The 14,264-nt window shown below is 68.9% G+C and carries 16 protein-coding genes; 4 read left to right on the top strand and 12 right to left on the bottom strand.

The window, feature by feature from the left end:
- Positions 1-82: 82 nt before the first annotated feature.
- A complete protein-coding gene (locus tag AB4112_RS04565; protein ID WP_441717369.1) occupies positions 83-1,138 on the top strand; it encodes an Ldh family oxidoreductase in 1,056 nt (351 codons plus the stop codon).
- Positions 1,139-1,141: 3 nt separating this feature from the next.
- Here AB4112_RS04565 and AB4112_RS04570 read toward each other — a convergent pair whose 3' ends face one another.
- From AB4112_RS04570 to AB4112_RS04580, 3 genes are all read right to left on the bottom strand, one after another.
- Positions 1,142-1,471, bottom strand: a complete 330-nt coding sequence (locus tag AB4112_RS04570) for a hypothetical protein (RefSeq protein ID WP_441717371.1) — start codon at positions 1,469-1,471, stop codon at positions 1,142-1,144.
- 158 nt (positions 1,472-1,629) lie between these two features.
- Positions 1,630-1,905: an HU family DNA-binding protein gene (locus AB4112_RS04575; RefSeq protein ID WP_441717373.1), complete on the bottom strand. Its 276-nt coding sequence runs from the start codon at positions 1,903-1,905 to the stop codon at positions 1,630-1,632.
- Between the two features lie 150 nt (positions 1,906-2,055).
- Positions 2,056-3,255: a GSCFA domain-containing protein gene (locus AB4112_RS04580; RefSeq protein WP_309795782.1), complete on the bottom strand. Its 1,200-nt coding sequence runs from the start codon at positions 3,253-3,255 to the stop codon at positions 2,056-2,058.
- Between the two features lie 234 nt (positions 3,256-3,489).
- Between AB4112_RS04580 and AB4112_RS04585 the strand changes: the two genes are divergently transcribed.
- On the top strand, positions 3,490-4,311 hold the full coding sequence (locus AB4112_RS04585; protein ID WP_441717375.1) for an SDR family NAD(P)-dependent oxidoreductase: 822 nt from the start codon (positions 3,490-3,492) through the stop codon (positions 4,309-4,311).
- Positions 4,312-4,375: 64 nt separating this feature from the next.
- Here the strand turns inward: AB4112_RS04585 and AB4112_RS04590 are convergent, their stop codons facing one another.
- The 4 genes from AB4112_RS04590 to amaB all read right to left on the bottom strand — a co-directional run bounded on the left by AB4112_RS04590 (position 4,376) and on the right by amaB (position 8,894).
- A complete protein-coding gene (locus tag AB4112_RS04590; RefSeq protein ID WP_441717377.1) occupies positions 4,376-5,170 on the bottom strand; it encodes an ABC transporter ATP-binding protein in 795 nt (264 codons plus the stop codon).
- Between the two features lies 1 nt (position 5,171).
- Positions 5,172-6,092, bottom strand: coding sequence for an ABC transporter permease (locus tag AB4112_RS04595; protein WP_441717379.1), 921 nt, complete (start codon positions 6,090-6,092; stop codon positions 5,172-5,174).
- Positions 6,093-6,310: 218 nt separating this feature from the next.
- Positions 6,311-7,186, bottom strand: coding sequence for an ABC transporter substrate-binding protein (locus tag AB4112_RS04600; RefSeq protein WP_441717381.1), 876 nt, complete (start codon positions 7,184-7,186; stop codon positions 6,311-6,313).
- Positions 7,187-7,391: 205 nt separating this feature from the next.
- Positions 7,392-8,894 carry an L-piperidine-6-carboxylate dehydrogenase gene (gene amaB / locus AB4112_RS04605; protein WP_441717383.1) on the bottom strand — a complete coding sequence of 501 codons (1,503 nt, stop codon included), beginning with the start codon at positions 8,892-8,894 and terminating at the stop codon, positions 7,392-7,394.
- 281 nt (positions 8,895-9,175) lie between these two features.
- Here amaB and AB4112_RS04610 point away from each other — a divergent pair, with 281 nt between their 5' ends.
- Positions 9,176-9,874, top strand: coding sequence for a hypothetical protein (locus tag AB4112_RS04610; protein ID WP_441717385.1), 699 nt, complete (start codon positions 9,176-9,178; stop codon positions 9,872-9,874).
- Positions 9,875-9,958: 84 nt separating this feature from the next.
- The gene (locus AB4112_RS04615) at positions 9,959-10,768 is read left to right on the top strand and encodes a class I SAM-dependent methyltransferase (RefSeq protein ID WP_441717387.1); all 810 of its coding nucleotides are present in this window, start codon (positions 9,959-9,961) and stop codon (positions 10,766-10,768) included.
- 109 nt (positions 10,769-10,877) lie between these two features.
- Here AB4112_RS04615 and minE read toward each other — a convergent pair whose 3' ends face one another.
- The 5 genes from minE to AB4112_RS04640 form a co-directional block, all read right to left on the bottom strand.
- A complete protein-coding gene (gene minE / locus AB4112_RS04620; protein WP_309795798.1) occupies positions 10,878-11,156 on the bottom strand; it encodes a cell division topological specificity factor MinE in 279 nt (92 codons plus the stop codon).
- A complete protein-coding gene (gene minD / locus AB4112_RS04625; RefSeq protein ID WP_309795799.1) occupies positions 11,153-11,968 on the bottom strand; it encodes a septum site-determining protein MinD in 816 nt (271 codons plus the stop codon). Before minD ends, minE begins: the two co-directional genes overlap by 4 nt.
- A gap of 23 nt (positions 11,969-11,991) precedes the next feature.
- Positions 11,992-12,900: a septum site-determining protein MinC gene (gene minC / locus AB4112_RS04630; protein ID WP_441717389.1), complete on the bottom strand. Its 909-nt coding sequence runs from the start codon at positions 12,898-12,900 to the stop codon at positions 11,992-11,994.
- A 120-nt stretch (positions 12,901-13,020) separates the two neighbouring features.
- Positions 13,021-13,722, bottom strand: a complete 702-nt coding sequence (locus tag AB4112_RS04635; RefSeq protein ID WP_441717391.1) for an RluA family pseudouridine synthase — start codon at positions 13,720-13,722, stop codon at positions 13,021-13,023.
- A 248-nt stretch (positions 13,723-13,970) separates the two neighbouring features.
- Complete coding sequence (locus tag AB4112_RS04640) at positions 13,971-14,201, bottom strand: hypothetical protein (protein WP_441717393.1); 231 nt, start codon at positions 14,199-14,201, stop codon at positions 13,971-13,973.
- Between the last annotated feature and the right edge of the window lie 63 nt (positions 14,202-14,264).

Here is a 14,264-nt window from a genome sequence, read left to right on the forward strand (position 1 = left end):
TTCTTTCGGCGGCGGCGTCATCGTCCCGGCGAAACGCTATACTGCCCGTCAAAGGCAGCGCAACAGCGAGGGGGAGGACGTCATGCGGCAGATCGGCGCCGGGGCTTTGACCGCCATCGTCGACCGGATCTTCGCGGCCGGGGGCTGCGCCGCCGACGAGGCCGGCCGCATCGCCCGCCACCTGGTCGACAGCAACCTCTGCGGCCATGATTCCCACGGCGTGGTGCGCACCCGGCGCTACATCGATTTCCTGCGCGCCGGCAAGGTCCACACCGGCCGCACCGCCGAGCTGGTGTTCGACGGGGGCAGCCTGCTGGCGATCGACGGGCAGTTCGGCTTCGGCCAGACCATCGGCGAGCAGGCGATCGATCTGCTGGCCGAGCGTGCCAAGGCGCATGGCATCGCCCTGGCCACCATCCGCCGGTCCGGCCATCTCGGCCGGCTGGGGGAGTGGGCGGAGCGGCTGGCGGGCCACGGCCTGGTCTCGCTGCATTTCCTGAACACCACCGGCCTCGGGCTGATGGTGACGCCGTTCGGCGGCACCGACCGGCGACTGTCGCCCAGCCCGATGGCGATCTGCGTGCCGGTGGAGGGCCGCGACCCGATCCTGCTCGACATCACCACCGCCATGACCGCCGAGGGCAAGCTGCTGGTGGCGAAGAACAAGGGCGAGGCGGTCGCGCCGGGCATCATCGTCGACCAGGCCGGGCAGCCGACCACCGATCCCGCCGATTTCTACGCCGGCGGCGCGATCCTGCCCTTCGGCGGTCATCGTGGCGCCGGCCTCAACATCCTGACCGACATCCTCTCCGGTGCGCTGTCGGGCGGCGGCTGCACCGCCCCCGGCGTCACGGTGCTGGAGAACACCATGACCAGCATCGCCATCGACGTGGCGCGCCTGCCCGACCGCGCGGCCTATACGGCGGAGATCCTGCGTTTCTGCGGCTGGGTGAAGGCATCGCCGCCGGCCGATCCAGCGGCGCCGGTGCTGCTGCCGGGGGAGGTCGAGGCCGCAACCCGTCGGCGCCGCCGGGCCGAGGGGATCCCGATCGACGACGCGACCTGGGGCGACATCCTCGCCGCCGCTGAAGCCGTCGGCCTGCCGGGCGCCGAAATCGAGGCCATGGTTTCGGTCTGAAGGCTAATCACACTGCATCAACTGGACGAGCGGTTCTCCGAACGGCGATTTCCATTGCTGGGCGAGATACGCGTAGCGTCCGGGCCACATATCGTTTGCGAACCCGCCGTCTTCCATCAGGCGTTGCTGGACCTCGGATTTCCAGAAGTGAAAGCACCGCCTGGGCGGGATGCGCTCGATGACCTCCTGGAAGACATTCGTGACCCAGAGATGCACGCCCTCCGGGTTGTCCCGGAGGAGCTGCTTCATCTGCTCCGAGGGCAGCATGTCACCGATCCGACCCGGTTGCGCGAGACCCAGTTCGCGGCACACCTCCTCGATCGTCTGGCGCATGGTCACCCCAGCTGTCGTCGTCCAGCTGCCGGCCGCGAACCTTGCTGAACAGCTTCAGGAGGTCGGGCACCTCCAGGCCGCGGCGCCGGTCGCCGGCAGGTAGCGCCCGGTGAACCGGCAGGCGGACGCAGCATGCCCGCCTGCCTGCCGGTCAGTCCTCAGCCGTTGAGCTTTTCACGAGCGGCCTTGGCCGGAACGAAGACGAGCTTCCGGGCCGCGGCGATCGTGATCGTCTCGCCGGTCGCCGGGTTGCGGCCTTCGCGTTCGGCGGTGTCCTTCACCTTGAACTTGCCGAAGCCGGAGACCGAAACCTCATCCCCCTTCGCCGCGGCGTCGAGGACGCCGCTGAAGACGCTCTCGACGATCCGTTTTGCCTGCACCCGCGACAGATCGTTGTCGGCCGCAATCCGGTCCACCAGGTTCGAGATGCTCATGAGATCCTCCGCCCAAATTGCCATCGGTTCGAGGCATCCTCCGTAGGGCGTCAGGCACCGCTTGGCAACCGGCCTTCGATCCGGCCGCCGCGGACACCGGGCCGGCCCAGCCCCGTGGAGGAGGGAGCCCGGCCTCCGGGGCAGGTCCGATCAGGTCCGAAGTTCGCTGAACGACGCCGATGGTCGCGACGGTATCCGGTCCGCGGCACGGATTCTCGCTGTCTCCGCCATCCGGCGCGCCTCCCGCCGCTCCTGCCGCCGCGCCTCGCGGATCTGTTCGCGCTCCAGCTCCCGCCGGGCAAGCCGCGCCGCCTTGCGCTCCTCCGGCGTCTCGGCTGTCCGCACCACGACCGAATCATGCCCGAGCCGGCCGATCCGCTCGTCGAGGCGCCGGGCGGCGCGGAACGACTCCGCCAGCTCCTCGTCGCCCAGGGCGGTCTGGCAGTAATAGCGCTCGAACACCTTCATGTTGAAGTCCAGCACATGGCTGTAGACGTGCCGCCGGTCGTCCCGCCACTGGTGGTTGAAGCAGTGCATGACGATGTCGTAGCTGGGGAAGTAGAACAGCCTGTCGTCGCCGGGCGCGTTGCGGCGGTGGAACTCGTCGACCGCCGCCCGCAGGATCGCCTTGGACACGGCGTTGGCCGAGATGCAGCTATGGGGCCGGAACGTCGCGGTCAGCGGGATCGGCGAGACCGTGAACAGCACCGCCGCGTCCGGGCGGAAGCGCCGGATCAGGTCGTAGATCGCCTGCAGATTCGCGAGGTTCTCGGCATGGGTCGAGACCCGGAACCGGTGCCGCGCCGGATCGTACTTGTCCTTCGGCACCGCGCGCCAGAACACCTCGCCGGTCGGTTCGTCGTACCACACCTCGGACAGGCCGAGGGTGATGATGAACAGCTCCGCCGCATCGAACAGCGCCTTGGTCCGCAGCCGGACCGTCTCGTCATAGCCGAATTCCGCGGCGTCGTAGCCGTGCCACAGTTCGCCCTGCGGGGTCGCGCCGAGCCAGGCCCATTCGAACTGCTGGCGGATGGCGAAGGTGTTCACCATGCCGTCGCCCATCTTCGAGACATAGGCCACGTCGTCGCGCCGGGTCAGCACGTTGAAGCCGGCCTTGTCCAGGTACTTGCTGATGTTGTCGGCGAAGCACGACCCGAACGCCACGATCCGCGTGCCCTCGGTCACGAACCGCTCCTGCGGCATCCAGCCCTTGGCCAGGTATTCGGCAATGCTGGTGTTGCGTTTCAGCGACTTGTCGCTGGGATAGAAATTCGTCGTCTCGCCGCGAAAGAAGGTTGCACTGACTTTTCGCTTAATTCCGTCTTGTTCAACCGCGATGGATGTCATTCCGACAGTCCCCTTTCCTCGCTTCCGGATCTCACCTCAAGGGCAATTACTGCGGTTTCAGGGTAGCCTGCTGCGCTGCAGCATGGCCAGACATAAAATCCCATGATCTGCCGCTCCGCTTCACTTCACTTGGTTCGTTGGGATCATCGTCCGGTCGTGCGGTCGCAGGCGGGTTGACGGTCGCCGCGATCCGGGGTCGACTTGCACATCACGGGCCGTTCTCGGGGAACGCAGATGAGCCTTCAGCATCAGGTCGCGGTGGTTACGGGAGCGGGACGGGGGATCGGGCGCGAGACGGCGCTCCACCTGGCCCGGGCCGGGGCGAAACTCGCCGTCCTCGCACGCACGGAAGCGGAGATCGAGGAGACCGCGGGGCTGATCGCGGGGGCGGGCGGCGTGGCCCGCGCCTACCCGGTCGACCTGGTCGACCTCGCCGCGGTCGAGACGGTGTTTTCGGCGATCGGGACCGACCTCGGCCCGGTCGACCTGCTGGTCAACAACCACGGCTCGTTCCGCGCCATCGGCCCGGTCTGGGAGGTGGATCCGGGCGAATGGTGGGGCGATGTCGAGACCAATCTGCGCGGCACCTTCCACACCGCCCGCGCCGTCGCGCCGGGCATGATCCGCCGCGGCCGGGGCCGGATCGTCAACCTGGTCGGCGGCGGCACCGGCGTGTCGTTCCCGAACGGCTCGGGCTACGCGTCGAGCAAGGCCGCGATCATGCGGTTCACGGAATGCCTGAACGACACGCTGAAGGCGGCCGGCCCGCTCGCCTTCGCCGTCGATCCCGGCCTCGTGCGCACTGCCATGACCGAATTCCAGCTCGAGAGTGCGAGCGGCAAGGCCCACCTGCCGAACATCGCGGAGCTCTTCGACAAGGGCATCGACATCCCGCCGACCCGTGCCGCGACGTTGATCACCGCGATCGCGGCCGGCCGCTTCGACCGGCTGGCGGGCCGGATGCTGCGCGGCGTGGAGGACCTGGACGAGCTCCAGAGGGCGATCCCCGCCATCGTCGAACACGACCTGCGCGCGCTCCGCCTGACAGGGCTCTAGGGCGTCTTCCGAGCAGGTTGGGTTCGCCGGCGGCCGAACCCGACCTACGCACCGGCAGACCGTGTCACCCCAGCAGCAGGCTGTCGTCGTCCAGCTGCCCGCCGCGGACCTTGCTGAACAGCTTCAGGAGGTCGGGCACCTCCAGGCCGCGGCGCTGGTCGCCGGCGACGTCGAACGCCACCTGGCCTTCATGCAGCATCACCGTGCGGGTGCCGTAGTCCAGCGCGTGGCGCATCGAATGCGTCACCATCAGCGCCGTCAGCTTCTGGTCCTCGACGATCTTGCGGGTCAGCTGCAGCACGAAATCCGCGGTGCGCGGGTCCAGCGCCGCGGTGTGCTCGTCCAGCAGCAGGATCTTCATGCCGGTCAGCGTCGCCATCAGCAGGCTGACCGCCTGGCGCTGGCCGCCGGACAAGAGGCCCATGGAATCGCCCAGCCGGTTCTCCAGCCCCAGGCCCAGCACCGCCAGCTTCTCGCGGAACACGCCGCGCCGGGGGGCGTCGATCGAGGGGGCGAGGCCGCGCGACCGGCCGCGGGCATAGGCCAGCGCCATGTTCTCCTCGATCGACAGCGCCTCGCAGGTGCCGGCCATCGGGTCCTGGAACACCCGGGCGACCAGGCCGGCGCGCTTCGGGCACGGCCAGCGGGTGACGTCGATGCCGTCGATCTCGACCCGGCCGCGCTCGGGGCTGGCGTCGCCGCTCAGCACGTTCAGGAGGGTCGATTTGCCGGCGCCGTTCGAGCCGATGACGGTGACGAACTCGCCGACCGGGATGGTCAGGTCGAGGCCGCGCAGGGCCCGGTTCTCCAGCGGCGTGCCCCGGCCGTAGGTGACGTGGACGTCCTGAACCGCGATCATCTCAGGCGCTCCGCCGGAACAGGGACTTCAACGGGTTGCGCATGCCGGGCAGCATCAGGGCGATGCCGACCAGCAGCGCGGTCACCAGGTTGAGGTCGGAGGATTGCAACCCGAGCCAGCTGGTGTTCAGCGCCAGGGCGATGACGATGCGGTAGATCACGGCGCCCAGCACGCAGGCGGCCAGCATCACCACGATCCGGCGGGTGCGGATCATGGTCTCACCGAGGATCACGGCGGCCAGGCCGACCACGATGGTGCCGGTGCCGACGGTGACGTCGGCGAAGCCGGCGGTCTGGGCGAACAGGGCGCCGGCCAGGGCCACCAGCGCGTTCGACAGCGCCATGCCGACATAGATGTGCAGCTTGGTCGAAATGCCCTGCGCCCGCGCCATCCGCGAATTGGCGCCGGTGGCCCGCATGGCCAGCCCGAACTCCGAGGTCAGGAAGCGGCCGAGGAGGAGGGTGACGATCAGCACGATGACGGCCAGCACCACCACCTTCAGCGACGCCCTGCCGGGCAGGCCGAGGCTTTCCAGGGTGGGCGTCAGCCAGCTGAACAGGTTGATCACCGTGTCCTGGTTGATCAGCGCAACGTTCGGCTTGCCCATGATCCGCAGGTTGATCGAGAACAGCGAGATCATCGTCAGGATGCTGGCGAGCAGGTGCAGGATGCCGAAGCGGACGTTGAGCCAGGCGGTGACCAGCCCGGCGACGGCGCCGGCGGCGACCCCGACCAGGGTGGCGAGCACCGGATCGACCCCGGCGACGATCAGGGTGGCGGAGGTGGCGGCGCCGAGCGGGAAGCTGCCGTCGACGGTCAAGTCTGGGAAGTTCAGCACCCGGAAGGACAGGAACACGCCGAGGGCGACGAGGGCATAGATCAGCCCGATCTCGATCGCGCCGAGGAAGGCGAACAGACTCATCAATACATCCTGCGGAACGGCCGGGCAGGGCCGCGGAAACGAAAGGGCCCCAATAGATATCCCTCTCCCGAAATGAGGGCTCTCCTCGTCATCCCCGCGAAAGCGGGGATCTTGTCACCGAACGATCGGCAAGAGATTCCCGCTTTCGCGGGAATGACAACCGAGGACACGGAGAGGATCGCGAGAAGACCTCGCGGCGGGAGAGGGGCTCGGGACGCTTAGTTGATCACCTTCTTGGCGCGGCTCAGCACCGCCGCCGGGACCGTGACGCCCATCGCCGCCGCCGATTTGGTGTTGACGAACAGGTCGGTGCCGGTGGCGTTCTTGACCGCGATGTCGCCCGGCTTCTCGCCCTTCAGCACCCGGACGATGACCGCGCCGGTCTGGCGGCCGATCTCGAAATAGTCGAAGCCGACCGAGGCGATGGCGCCGCGCACGACACTGTCGGTGTCGCCGGAGAACACCGGGATCTTGTTGTCGATGCCGACCTGGATCACCGCCTCGAGGGCCGAGACGATGGTGTTGTCGGTGGGCACGTAGATCACGTCGACCTTGCCGACCAGGCTCTGCGCCGCGGCCTGGACGTCGGCCGACTTCGAGGCCGGGGCCTCGACGATCTCGACCTTCCACTCCGGCGCCATTTCCTGCAGCGCCGCCAGCAGGGCCGCGCCATTGGCCTCGCCCGGATTGAAGGGCACGCCGATCTTCTTGACGGTCGGCACGATCTCCTTGATCAGGTTCAGGTGGTCGGCCAGCGGCGACAGGTCGGAGATGCCGGTGACGTTGCCGCCGGGATGCTCGAGGTTCTTGATCAGCTGGGCGCCCAGCGGGTCGGTCACGGCGGTGAACACCACCGGGATGTCCTGGGTCGCGGCGACCACGGCCTGGGCCGAGGGGGTGGCGATCGGCACGATCACGGTCGGGTTCTCACCGACGTATTTCTGGGCGATCTGGGCGGCGGTGGCCGGGTTGCCCTGGGCCGATTCGGACAGGAAGACGAGGTTGTCGCCGTCCTTGTAGCCGGCCTCCTCCAGCGCCTTCTTGATGCCGTCTCGGGCGGCATCCAGGGCCGGGTGCTCGACGATCTGGGTCACGGCCACGGTCACCTTGTCCGCAGCAAAGGTCACCGAGGACAGAAGCGTCAGCGCAGCCCCCGCTGCGAGCGCAAAACGACTGATGTGCACGATGTAACCCCCCATATTTGTAGCCCCCAGCAGGTTCCGCCGGGCGTCTGGTCCCAATTAGCGCAGGCGGCCGGAGGCCCGTCAAGGAACCCGCCGGCCGCCTGCTTTTGTCCGATCAACCGAGGTCGAACACGATGCCCTGGGCCAGCGGCAGCTCGCGGCTGTAGTTCACCGTCGCGGTCTGCCGGCGCATATAGGCCTTCCAGGCGTCCGACCCGCTTTCGCGGCCGCCGCCGGTCTCCTTCTCGCCGCCGAAGGCGCCGCCGATCTCGGCGCCCGAGGTGCCGATGTTGACATTGGCGATGCCGCAATCGCTGCCCGCGGCCGACAGGAAGGTCTCGGCCTCGCGGATGTCGGTGGTGAAGATGCAGGAGGACAGACCCTGCGGCACCTCGTTGTGCAGCATCAGCGCCTGGCCGAAATCCCGGTACTTCAGGACGTAGAGGATGGGCGCGAAGGTCTCGTGCGCGACGATCTCGCTCTGCTTCGGCATCTCGGCGATCGCCGGGCGGACGTAGAAGCCGTTGGCCGGCACACCCGCCGTGACCTGCTCGCCGCCGGTGATGGTGCCGCCCTGGTCGCGCGCCGCGGCGAGGGCCTTCTGCATGCCGTCGAACGAGGCCTGATCGATCAGCGGCCCGACCAGCGTGCCGGTCTCCAGCGGGCTGCCAATGCGAACGGCGCCGTAGGCCTGCTTCAGCGCGGGCAGCAGCTTGTCGTAGACGCTGTCATGCACGAACAGGCGGCGCAGGCTGGTGCAGCGCTGGCCGGCGGTGCCGACGGCGCCGAACAGGATGGCGCGCACCGCCATGTCGAGATCGGCCGACGGGCAGACGATCATGGCGTTGTTGCCGCCGAGTTCGAGCAGCGACCGGCCCATGCGCCTGGCCACCCGCGGACCGACCTCGCGGCCCATCCGGGTCGACCCGGTGGCCGAGACCAGCGCCACCTTCGGGCTGTCGACCAGGGCCTCGCCGACCTCGCGGCCGCCGATCAGGATCTCGGCCAGGCCGTCCGGCACGCCGCCGAAGCGCTCCGCCGCCTTGCGGAAGATCGCCATGGTGGCCAGCGCCGTCACCGGCGTCTTCTCCGACGGCTTCCAGATCACCGGGTCGCCACAGACCAGCGCCAGCGCCGCGTTCCACGACCACACCGCGACCGGGAAGTTGAAGGCCGAGATCACGCCGACCGGGCCCAGCGGATGCCAGGTCTCGGCCATGCGGTGGCCGGGGCGCTCGGACGCGATGGTCAGGCCGTACAACTGGCGGGAGAGGCCGACCGCGAAGTCGCAGATGTCGATCATCTCCTGGACCTCGCCGAGGCCCTCCTGGAGGATCTTGCCGGCCTCGATCGAGACCAGCCGGCCCAGCTCGGCCTTGTGGGTGCGCAACTCCTCGCCCAGCAGGCGGATCAGCTCGCCGCGGCGGGGCGCCGGCACGGTGCGCCAGTTGAGGAAGGCGTTGGCCGACCGCTCGATCGCGGCTGCGACATCGGCGGCGCTGTGCTCGGGCAGGCGGGCGATCTCGGTGCCGTCGACCGGCGACCGGACCAGCAGGGTGCCGCCGGTCAGGGCGTCGGGATCGAGCCCAAGCCCGCGGTACAGATCGTGCAGCTCCATGGACGTGACTCCGGAAGATAGGTAAAGCGCAGGGCGCTGATGGGCGGCATTGGTATCGTCGCGGGGGCCCGGGGGCAAGCGCAGCGGCGTCAGGGCGGCCGAGCGCGAGTTGCGGAGGACCGCATTCCGTGGTGGAGATCGGTTGCGGAGCGACGGAAGATTGCACGCCGCCCGAGCAGGCCTCGGGCCGGCGGCAACCCACGCCTGTTCGAATCGCGATTGCCTTCTCTGAAAAATAGCATGTAGGATTTTCACATATACCGTAAATGGTGGAGACGCGGATGGGCGCGGCGTTTCTCGAGACTTTGCATGTCGAGGCCATGACCCTGGTCGCCGCGGTCCGGCGGACCCGCAGCGCGTCCAGCCTGATGGACGGTTCGGCCGGGATCGCGACCTATGCGAACTATCTGCGCGAGGCCTATCACTACCTGCACGCCACCCAGTCGACCCTGGCGCTGGCGGCGGAGCGGATGCTGGAAATCGGCCGCCACCTGCCGCTCGCGCTGCTGCTGCAGGAAAAGGCGGGCGAGGTGACCGGGCTGGACTTCCTGGCGCTGGACGATCTCGAGGCGCTGGGCTTCAGCCGGGCGGATGTGATCACCTCGGTCCCGGCGCCGGCCACCCGGGCCTACATCGCCTGGATCAACTTCCTCGGCCATGGCGACCATCCGTCCGGCTATCTCGGCAACGCCTATGTGCTCGAATACCTCGCCTCGGTCTGCGCCGGCCCGGTGGCCGACGGGCTGGTCCGGTCGGCGCGGATTCCCGGCATCCGCAAGGCGGTGCGCCTGCTGCGCAACCGGGCCGACACGAAGGAAGGCTATGTCCGGACCCTGGCGAACGCCCTGCCGCCACTGGACGACCCCGAGGAGATCGACGTGATCCTGACCTCCGCCCGGGTGGCGCGGCTGCTCTATGCCGGGATCCTGACGGCGATCGACGGCATGTCGGCGATGCCCGCCCGCCGCAGCCCGGCCTGATCTCCCGGAGCCGTCCGTATCTGACGCCCGCACCATCTGGTAGAAAACGCCGCTCGAACAAGACGGCTGCGATGGGGGGATGCGATGGAAGACGGCGTGGCAATCAACCGGGCGCATTGGGACGAGCGGGTGGCCGTCCATCTCCGCTCCGCCTTCTACAATGTCGACGGCTTCCGGCGCGGCGAGACTGACCTGACCCCGATCGAGGCGGCGGAGATCGGCGACATCGCCGGCCTCCGGGTGGCCCACCTGCAGTGCCATTTCGGCATGGACACGATGTACCTGGCCCGGCGCGGCGCCCGGGTCACCGGGCTCGACTTCTCGGCCAACGCCGTCGCTGCGGCGCGAGCCCTGGCGGCCGAGACCGGCAGCAGCGCCGAGTTCGTCGAAGGCAACGTCACCGATGCGCCGCGGCTGCTGGGCGAGGGGCTGCATGACCTCGTCTTCACCAGCTGGGGCACCATCATCTGGCTGCCGGACATCGTCCGCTGGGCCGAGGTCGTGGCGGCGTTGCTGAAGCCGGGCGGCCGGCTCTACTTCCTCGACGGGCACCCGGCGGCGCGGGCGCTGGACCAGGCGGGGCCCGAGGCGCCGATCCTGCCGACCTACGCCTACTTCCGCGACACGCCGCTGGTGTTCGAAGGCCAGGGCAGCTACGCCGACCGCGGTGCCGCCTTCACCCACACCCGCACGGTCGAATGGGACCATCCGCTCGGCGCCGTCATCGGCGCGTTGCTGGCGGCCGGGATGCGGCTGACGGCCTTGCGCGAGCATGATGCCGCCGCCTGGCAGATGTGGCCTTGCCTGGTGCAGGGGGCGGACGGGATGTGGCGGATGCCGGCGGACCGGCCGAACCTGCCGCTCAGCGTCACCATCGAGGCGGTGAAGGGCTGAGGATGGTCTAGGAGCGGGGTGCCGATTGCAACGGCTGTCCCCGGACCGCCGGACCGGTTCTCACGAGGGGCTTCCGCATCGCCCCTTCTGTGTGAGACCGGCCGGGCGTTCAGCCGCGCAGTGCGACCCGGGCCGGGCCGGCCGGGGTCGGGATCTCGATGTCGACCTCGAGGGTCGAGACCGAATTGCCGCGGTCGAGCTTGACCTGCACCTTCTCGCGGTCGATCGCGATGTGCTTGGCGATCACCGCCAGGATCTCCTCCTGCAGGATCGCCACCAGGTCGGACCGGCCGCCGATCGAGGACCGCTCATGCGCCAGCAGGATCTGCAGCCGCTCGCGAGCCACCGGGGCGGAACTGCGCTTGCTGAAGAAGCTGAACAGGCTCATGCCACCCTCCGACCGAACAGCTTGGCGAAGATGCCCTTCTTGTCGCTCGGGACGGTCATCTCCAGGGTCTCGCCGCGCAGGCGCTTGGCGGCGTCGAAATAGGCCCGGGCCGGGGCGCTCATCGGGGCGTTCAGCGTGACCGGCGCGCCCATGTTCGAGGCCCGCAGCACCTCCTCGCTCTCGGGGATGATGCCGAGCAGCGGGATCGACAGGATCTCGATGACGTCGTCGACCTTCAGCATCTCGCCGCGTTCGGCCCGGACCGGGTCGTAGCGGGTCAGCAGCAGGTGCTTCTCGACGCGCTCACCCTTCTCGGCGCGCTCGGTCTTCGAATCGAGCAGGCCGATGATGCGGTCGGAGTCGCGGACCGAGGAGACCTCCGGGTTGGTCACGACCACGGCAGTGTCGGCATGGCGCATCGCCAGGACCGCGCCCTTCTCGATGCCGGCCGGGCTGTCGCAGATCACCCAGTCGAACTTTTCCTTCAGTTCGTTGATGACGCGCGACACGCCTTCCATGGTCAGCGCGTCCTTGTCGCGGGTCTGCGACGCGGCCAGCAGCGACAGGGTGTCGATCCGCTTGTCGCGGATCAGCGCCTGCGCCAGCTTCGCGTCGCCCTGCACCACGTTGATCAGGTCGAACACCACCCGGCGCTCGGAGCCCATCACCAGGTCGAGGTTGCGCAATCCCACGTCGAAATCGACCACCACCACATTCTGCCCGCTCTGCGCCAATGCGGCGCCCAGCGCGGCGGTGGAGGTCGTCTTGCCGACGCCGCCCTTGCCGGATGTCACGACCAAGACTTTGGCCATATTCGCTGCTCTCCTCTAATGCCTCAGTCCAGGGCTGCCATGATCATCACATCGCCGTCGAGCCAGGCCTGCACGGTCTTGCCGCGCAGCTTCGGCTCCATGTCGTCGGCGGTCTTGTAGAGCCCGTCGATCGCCAGCAGTTCGGCCTCGAGCTTCCGGCAGAAGATCCGGGCCTGCCCGTTGCCGTTCGACCCCGCGATGGCCCGGCCGCGCAGCGTGCCGTAGATGTGGATCGACCCGCCGGCGATGATCTCCGCCCCCGATGCCACCGACCCGACCACGGTCACGTCGCCCTCCGGAAAGATCACCGACTGGCCGGATCGCACCGGCCGGTCGAGCAGCAGCGACGCCGCCGGCGGAGGTTCGGCGGGCGCCGCGGCAGCCGGCGCGCCGTCCGGAATTTCGATCAGCCCGGCCGGCCGGCTGCCGGTCATCATCGGCGGCAGGCCCCAGGCCTCGGAGCCGAGCCAGGCCGGGTCGGCGCCTTCGATCCCGATCAGCCGGATGTCGCGGCGCTGCAGGTCCTCGATCAACGCGGTGAGGTCCTGCTTGCGCATCGGCAGGGCCGACAGGTCGACCACCACGGGCCGGCCTTGGAAGAACGCAGGCGACCGCTGGATCTGCGTGTCGAGTTCGATGAGCCAGTCCGTGATCGGCGGCTCGGGCGCGAGCACGAGCGCCATGAAGGAGCGACCACGGAAACGGATGGCGGGGCGGGGGCGAGCTGCTGTTGTCACGGTCAGGGGCGTAGCCGGGCGCGATCCGGCCGTCAACACAGGGGTTTCATCACCATTGAACCCGGTTCGATCCGGATATGCAACAGGTTGTGGTTCCCATGGCAGTGAACCGCCATGTGTTGTGTGAGGGATCGTTCCGATCGCGGCCGAATTGCAAAGCTTTCGCCAGGTCTCCGGGCGCTGGGATCCCGGCATGGCCGCCAGGCCGCGCCCGACATCCGTCCCGATCGCGGCGGCAAGCGAGAGGCAGCGCAGGGCGACTCGGAATCGGGGGGCGGAGATGGCGGCCGCAACCGCAGCCGGATGGCTGGCGTGTCAGGCCGCGGTATCGGTGGCGAAGCGGCGCAGGGTGCCGGCCAGATGCGGCGGCGGCGGTGCCTCGGCGGCGACCGGCGGCTTCTTCGGGTACAGCGGCACCGACACGGCACGGGCGTGCAGGTGCAGCGGCGGCGCCTCCGGCCCGCGCCCGGCGGTGCCGTAGATCGCGTCGCCCAGGATCGGGAAGCCGGAGGCGGCGCAATGCAGCCGCAACTGGTGCGTGCGTCCGGTCAGGGGCCGCAGCTCCAGCCAGCTCAGGCCCTCGGCGCGGCCGAGCACGCGGAACTCGCTCTGTGCCGGCTGGCCTTGCGGATCGACCTTCATCCACCAACCGCGGTCCGGCGATTTGCGGGCCAGCGGCAGGTCGATGCGGCCCTCATCCTCGGCCGGACTGCCTTCGACCACGGCCCAGTAGGTCTTCACCACCTTGCCGGAAGCGAACAGGTCGCCCAGCTTTGCCGTGGCCTTGCGGTGGCGTCCGAGCACCAGGCAGCCGCTGGTGTCCTTGTCCAGGCGGTGGGCGAGGGCGGGCGGCTGCGGCAGGCCGAAGCGCAGGGCGTCGAGATGGTGGTCCAGCACCGGCCCACCCTTCGGCCCGGCATGCACGGGCAGCCCGGCCGGCTTGTCGATCACCAGCATCATCCCGTCGCGGTACAGCAGGCGGGCCAGGATCTCGGCATCGGTGGGGGCGGCGATCATGCCCGGGTCATCGCACCGGACGGGGATGGGTGCAATGGGAATGGGGAAGTCGACTGGCCTTCGCCGTCATTGCGAGCCCAGAAGGGGCGCGGCAATCCATCTCGCCGGAGAGAACGGCGGGATGGATTGCGTCGCTGCGCTCGCAATGACGGTAGGGTTCAAGGAATACCCTGGGTGACGTGAACTACGCCGTATAACTCACGGACACAGAAGGGTTATCCGTGAGATGCCGTCACCCGGGCGAACGTTCAATGGTGCCGGCTGTGCTGCCACTCGCGCGACACGCGGGCTTCGCAGCTGTGGCGGGCATGGGAGGAATGGATATGGCCGCAGGAGGCCTGTTGCCGGTGGTGCAGCGACTCCGCGTGCCGGTGGTTGTCGTGGCGCTGCGGGGCGGCCTGGGCCGTGGCGAAGGTTGCCGGCACGGCCAGGATCAGAGCGGCCGCAAGCAGCAGAGGACGATGGGATTTGAGAAGCATCGGGAGCCCCTTGGTCTCCGGGAAGGAATGCCTGATTGGCACGCAGATTCCACGAAGCCCGGA

Source organism: Inquilinus sp. 2KB_23 (genome assembly GCF_052115705.1).
In the GTDB taxonomy this organism is placed as follows: domain Bacteria; phylum Pseudomonadota; class Alphaproteobacteria; order DSM-16000; family Inquilinaceae; genus Inquilinus; species Inquilinus ginsengisoli_A.